Annotated in this window: 1 protein-coding gene; it reads right to left on the bottom strand. The window is 62.2% G+C overall.

The features are described from left to right. The coding region (locus LK09_RS20395) for a thiolase family protein (protein WP_039403854.1) at nt 1-593 on the bottom strand (593 nt) is incomplete at both ends.

Raw genomic sequence — 593 nt, 5'->3', positions numbered from 1 at the left:
GCGAAAGCCTCATTGAGTTCAATTAAATCAATGGACTGCACATCTATATTGAGACGGTCCATCAGGCGTCGGGTGGCGGGAGAGGGACCAAACCCCATAATCTCCGCCCCGCAGCCGGCGACCGCCCAGCCGCGAATGCGCATGCGCGGGGTTAAGCCGCGTTTTTCCGCCTGCTGGCGGGTCATCATCACCAGCGCCGCCGCGCCGTCGTTAATGCCCGATGAGTTGGCCGCCGTCACCACGCCGTCGGCTTTAAACGCCGGACGCAGCGTGGCGAGCTTTTCACGCGGGGTGTCGCGCGGGTGTTCATCGGTCGCAAACAGGCGGGTCGCTTTTTTGCCGTCCGGCACCTCAAGGGCCAGGATCTGCTCGCGAAAGCGACCCTCCGCGATCGCCTTCAGCGCCTTCTGCTGGCTCGACCAGGCGAAATCGTCCATCGCTTCGCGGGTAATACCGAAGCGTTGCGCGACGTTTTCCGCGGTGATGCCGTTGTGATAAGGGCCTTCCGGCCAGGTGAGAATGGAGATCAGGCCATCTTCCAGCTCGCCATTGCCCATGCGATAGCCATCGCGCGCTTTACGCAGGTAGTAGGG

Source organism: Microbacterium mangrovi (assembly GCF_000802305.1).
GTDB classification, from domain to species: Bacteria; Actinomycetota; Actinomycetes; order Actinomycetales; family Microbacteriaceae; genus Microbacterium; species Microbacterium mangrovi.
Note: the sequence above shows the minus strand (reverse complement) of the source record. Positions and strands in the feature narration are given on the sequence as shown.